This is a genomic window from Flavobacterium algoritolerans (assembly GCF_030010385.1).
Taxonomy (GTDB): domain Bacteria; phylum Bacteroidota; class Bacteroidia; order Flavobacteriales; family Flavobacteriaceae; genus Flavobacterium; species Flavobacterium algoritolerans.
Window position 1 is genome coordinate 1 of sequence record NZ_JASCRZ010000012.1, and the last position, 5,785, is coordinate 5,785.

2 tRNA genes and 3 rRNA genes are annotated in these 5,785 nt (G+C 46.1%); all 5 read right to left on the reverse strand.

Going from position 1 to position 5,785, the window contains the following annotated elements:
• Window positions 1–6: 6 nt before the first annotated feature.
• Window positions 7–116 (reverse strand): 5S ribosomal RNA (gene rrf, locus QLS65_RS16045).
• A gap of 146 nt (window positions 117–262) precedes the next feature.
• Window positions 263–3,146: ribosomal RNA gene (locus tag QLS65_RS16050) — 23S ribosomal RNA — on the reverse strand.
• 191 nt (window positions 3,147–3,337) lie between these two features.
• Window positions 3,338–3,411 (reverse strand) — tRNA-Ala (locus tag QLS65_RS16055).
• A 93-nt stretch (window positions 3,412–3,504) separates the two neighbouring features.
• Window positions 3,505–3,578: transfer RNA gene (locus QLS65_RS16060), tRNA-Ile, on the reverse strand.
• A 124-nt stretch (window positions 3,579–3,702) separates the two neighbouring features.
• Window positions 3,703–5,216 (reverse strand): 16S ribosomal RNA (locus QLS65_RS16065).
• Together the 16S, 23S and 5S rRNA genes with 2 tRNA genes alongside form the textbook arrangement of a ribosomal RNA operon.
• Window positions 5,217–5,785 lie beyond the last annotated feature (569 nt).

Sequence of the window (5,785 nt, forward strand, 5' to 3'; positions counted from 1 at the left end):
TTCAAAGAAAGGCGACGACATACTCTCCCACATAACTGCAGTACCATCTGCGCAGGCGGGCTTAACTACTCTGTTCGGGATGGGAAGAGGTGAGCCCCGCCGCAATAACCACCTTAAGAGGTTATAATTGCTTTGGGCAATTATTGTAATGTTGTTTATAGTTAAATAAACATCAATCACATAATATCTTAACATACTGAGATAAAGAAAATAAAAAGTATTAGAAAGTTTCTTCTCCAGTCCCGAAAGACGGGAGAAAAGCGTACATAAGCTTACGGGTTATTAGTACTACTCGACTATGACATTACTGCCTTTACATCTATAGCCTATCAACGTGGTCATCTCCCACGACCCTTAAAAGAAATCTCATCTTGTGGTGGGTTTCGCGCTTATATGCTTTCAGCGCTTATCCCTTCCAAACGTAGCTACTCTGCGATGCCACTGGCGTGACAACAGATACACTAGAGGTTTGTCCAATTCGGTCCTCTCGTACTAGAATCAGATCCACTCAAATTTCTTGCGCCCACAGTAGATAGAGACCGAACTGTCTCACGACGTTCTGAACCCAGCTCGCGTGCCACTTTAATGGGCGAACAGCCCAACCCTTGGGACCTTCTCCAGCCCCAGGATGTGACGAGCCGACATCGAGGTGCCAAACCCCCCCGTCGATATGAGCTCTTGGGGGAGATCAGCCTGTTATCCCCGGCGTACCTTTTATCCTTTGAGCGATGGCCCTTCCATGCGGAACCACCGGATCACTATGCTCTACTTTCGTACCTGATCGACCTGTATGTCTCTCAGTCAAGCTCCCTTATGCCATTGCACTCTACGCACGGTTACCAAGCGTACTGAGGGAACCTTTAGAAGCCTCCGTTACTCTTTTGGAGGCGACCACCCCAGTCAAACTACCCACCAAGCAATGTCCCCCGCAAAACGGGGTTAGGCCTCAGATAAACAAAGGGTTGTATTTCAACAATGACTCCACAACGCCTAGCGACGCCACTTCACAGTCTCCAACCTATCCTACACATCATTTATCCAAGGTCAATACTAAGCTATAGTAAAGGTGCACAGGGTCTTTTCGTCCCACTGCGGGTAAGCGGCATCTTCACCGCTACTACAATTTCACCGAGCTCATGGCTGAGACAGTGTCCAGATCGTTACACCATTCGTGCAGGTCGGAACTTACCCGACAAGGAATTTCGCTACCTTAGGACCGTTATAGTTACGGCCGCCGTTTACTGGGGCTTCATTTCAATGCTTCTCCGAAGATAACATCTCCACTTAACCTTCCAGCACCGGGCAGGTGTCAGGCCCTATACTTCATCTTACGATTTTGCAGAGCCCTGTGTTTTTGATAAACAGTCGCCTGGACCTCTTCACTGCGGCCAGCATTGCTGCTGGCGACCCTTCTCCCGAAGTTACGGGTCTATTTTGCCTAATTCCTTAGCCATGAATCTCTCGAGCACCTTAGGATTCTCTCCTCGACTACCTGTGTCGGTTTGCGGTACGGGTACTTATTACCTGAAGTTTAGAGGTTTTTCTTGGAAGCCCTTAGGCGCACTATCTCTTTGTCCGAAGACTCCGAGTACTATCGTATTTCCCCAAAACCCGTGGATTTGCCTGCGGGTCTTATAGGTAGGTACTTCAACGAACTATTCCGTCAGTTCGCGGCGCTTTCATCACTCCGTCACCCCATCACAGTAATAACTAGTACGGGAATATTAACCCGTTGTCCATCGACTGTCCCTTTCGGGTTCGCCTTAGGTCCCGACTAACCCACAGCTGATTAGCATAGCTGTGGAAACCTTAGTCTTTCGGTGTGCGGGTTTCTCGCCCGCATTATCGTTACTTATGCCTACATTTTCTTTTCTAACCAGTCCAGCATACCTTACGATACACCTTCTACCCTGTTAGAATGCTCCCCTACCACTTAGAGTAAACTCTAAATCCATAGCTTCGGTAATACACTTATGCCCGATTATTATCCATGCTCGTCCGCTCGACTAGTGAGCTGTTACGCACTCTTTAAATGAATGGCTGCTTCCAAGCCAACATCCTAGCTGTCTGGGCAGACAAACCTCGTTCTTTCAACTTAGTGTATATTTGGGGACCTTAGCTGATGGTCTGGGTTCTTTCCCTCTCGGACTTGGACCTTAGCACCCAAGCCCTCACTGTTATGAAACATTATATAGCATTCGGAGTTTGTCAGGAATTGGTAGGCGGTGAAGCCCCCGCATCCAATCAGTAGCTCTACCTCTATATAACTTTACGCATAACGCTGCACCTAAATGCATTTCGGGGAGTACGAGCTATTTCCGAGTTTGATTGGCCTTTCACCCCTACCCACAGGTCATCCGAAGACTTTTCAACGTCAACCGGTTCGGACCTCCACACTGTGTTACCAGCGCTTCATCCTGCCCATGGGTAGATCACACGGTTTCGCGTCTAACACTACTGACTAAAGCGCCCTATTCAGACTCGCTTTCGCTACGGATCCGTGGCTTAACCACTTATCCTTGCCAGCAACGTTAACTCGTAGGCTCATTATGCAAAAGGCACGCCGTCACCCCACGAAAGGGCTCCGACCGCTTGTAAGCGTATGGTTTCAGGATCTATTTCACTCCGTTATTCACGGTTCTTTTCACCTTTCCCTCACGGTACTGGTTCACTATCGGTCTCTCAGGAGTATTTAGCCTTAGCGGATGGTCCCGCCAAATTCAGACAGGATTTCTCGTGTCCCGCCCTACTCAGGATACCACTATCGTTATCTTCTATTACTTATACAGGGCTATCACCTTCTTTGGCTCTACTTTCCAGTAGATTCTAATTCTATCCGCAACAAATGTCGTGGTCCTACAACCCCAATATTGCCGTAACAACATTGGTTTGGGCTAATCCGCGTTCGCTCGCCACTACTTACGGAATCACTTTTGTTTTCTTCTCCTCCGCCTACTTAGATGTTTCAGTTCAGCGGGTTTGCCCACCTATCGGTGTACTATGTCTTCAACATAGTGGGTTGCCCCATTCAGGTATTTACGGATCATATCGTGTGTGCCAATCCCCGTAACTTTTCGCAGCTTATCACGCCTTTCATCGCCTCTGAGAGCCAAGGCATCCCCCATACGCCCTTATTTTGCTTATTGTACCAATCTCGTTAATTAAAACGAGACCGTTTCTTTACTTGTCTAATGATAAACAAGTAAAAATGCTTTCTACTTTTTATTATTTTCTTATCTCAATATGTCAATGAACTTTTTTCTTAATGATCAGTCTCTAGTAATTAGTCATTAGCCGTAGCTAATTACTATTCACTCTTTACTATTCACTAGAATAGTGGAGAATAACGGAGTCGAACCGTTGACCTCCTGCGTGCAAGGCAGGCGCTCTAGCCAGCTGAGCTAATCCCCCAATCTAATTATGAATTGTGAATTATGAATTATGAATTTATACTTCATAACTCCTCAACTCTAGAATTTCTTCTTTTATTTAAGCTTTAAATAGTTGTCTCGGACAGACTCGAACTGTCGACCCCTACATTATCAGTGTAGTACTCTAACCAGCTGAGCTACGAGACACTCTTATTCTTAAATGGTATTATTTGAACTAACAGCAAGAGTAATAAAATGTTGGTATTTGTTTCCTTCTCGAACTTTCGTCTTCTTTCCCTAGCGTGTATTGCTACTAACACTAAGGCTCTAGAAAGGAGGTGTTCCAGCCGCACCTTCCGGTACGGCTACCTTGTTACGACTTAGCCCTAGTTACCAGTTTTACCCTAGGCAGCTCCTTGCGGTCACCGACTTCAGGCACCCCCAGCTTCCATGGCTTGACGGGCGGTGTGTACAAGGCCCGGGAACGTATTCACCGGATCATGGCTGATATCCGATTACTAGCGATTCCAGCTTCACGGAGTCGAGTTGCAGACTCCGATCCGAACTGTGACCGGTTTTATAGATTCGCTCCTGGTCACCCAGTGGCTGCTCTCTGTACCGGCCATTGTAGCACGTGTGTAGCCCAAGGCGTAAGGGCCGTGATGATTTGACGTCATCCCCACCTTCCTCTCAGTTTGCACTGGCAGTCTCGTTAGAGTTCCCGACATGACTCGCTGGCAACTAACAACAGGGGTTGCGCTCGTTATAGGACTTAACCTGACACCTCACGGCACGAGCTGACGACAACCATGCAGCACCTTGTAAATTGTCTTGCGAAAAGTCTGTTTCCAAACCGGTCAATCTACATTTAAGCCTTGGTAAGGTTCCTCGCGTATCATCGAATTAAACCACATGCTCCACCGCTTGTGCGGGCCCCCGTCAATTCCTTTGAGTTTCATTCTTGCGAACGTACTCCCCAGGTGGGATACTTATCACTTTCGCTTAGCCACTGAAATTGCTTCCAACAGCTAGTATCCATCGTTTACGGCGTGGACTACCAGGGTATCTAATCCTGTTCGCTACCCACGCTTTCGTCCATCAGCGTCAATCCATTAGTAGTAACCTGCCTTCGCAATTGGTATTCCATGTAATCTCTAAGCATTTCACCGCTACACTACATATTCTAGTTACTTCCTAATAATTCAAGTCAGACAGTATCAATGGCCGTTCCACCGTTGAGCGATGGGCTTTCACCACTGACTTATCTGACCGCCTACGGACCCTTTAAACCCAATGATTCCGGATAACGCTTGGATCCTCCGTATTACCGCGGCTGCTGGCACGGAGTTAGCCGATCCTTATTCTCACAGTACCGTCAAGACATTACACGTAATGTTGTTTCTTCCTGTGCAAAAGCAGTTTACAATCCATAGGACCGTCATCCTGCACGCGGCATGGCTGGATCAGGCTTGCGCCCATTGTCCAATATTCCTCACTGCTGCCTCCCGTAGGAGTCTGGTCCGTGTCTCAGTACCAGTGTGGGGGATCTCCCTCTCAGGACCCCTACCCATCGTCGCCTTGGTAAGCCGTTACCTTACCAACTAGCTAATGGGACGCATGCTCATCTTTCACCGTTGTGACTTTAATTATAAAGTGATGCCACTCTATAATACCATGAGGTATTAATCCAAATTTCTCTGGGCTATCCCTCTGTGAAAGGTAGATTGCATACGCGTTACGCACCCGTGCGCCGGTCTCTAGTTCCGAAGAACTATACCCCTCGACTTGCATGTGTTAAGCCTGCCGCTAGCGTTCATCCTGAGCCAGGATCAAACTCTTCATCGTATATTGTTTGAGCTCAGATAAATCTTCACTCTTTGTTTATTCGACTAAATTCTAGTGGTTTTTTCAAATCTCTCGATTCTATTACTCTCATTCTTTTGTTTTGAAATCTCTTTCAAAACGGCTGTCAATTCAATATGTCTAGGAACGTGTTCTTCTTTGTTTTCCCTTCGTTGGCACTACTTAAAGTGTTTCTCGAAGCGGGTGCAAAAGTACAACTTTCTTTTTAACTGGCAAGAAAATTTTGAAGTTTTTTTGAAATAATTTTTATCTCGTTTTCTTCTCCATTTCTTATCAATCTCTCAAGGAACGTTGCGCGTTTTGCGGGGTGCAAAGGTAACATCTGTTTTCTAATCTCACAAGCTTTTCTGAATCTTTTTTGAAAATAAATCCTCTATTTCGATTCCTATTACTTATCAGTTTATTAAAGAACTTATGCGCTATTGCGGGTGCAAAACTACATCCTTTATTCGCTTTTACAAGCTTTTCTAAACCTTTTTTTTCATGTTTTCTTAACCTATCCTTTAACTCGCTGAAAACATGATTCTTGAAACACAAAGTTTTTTATGATA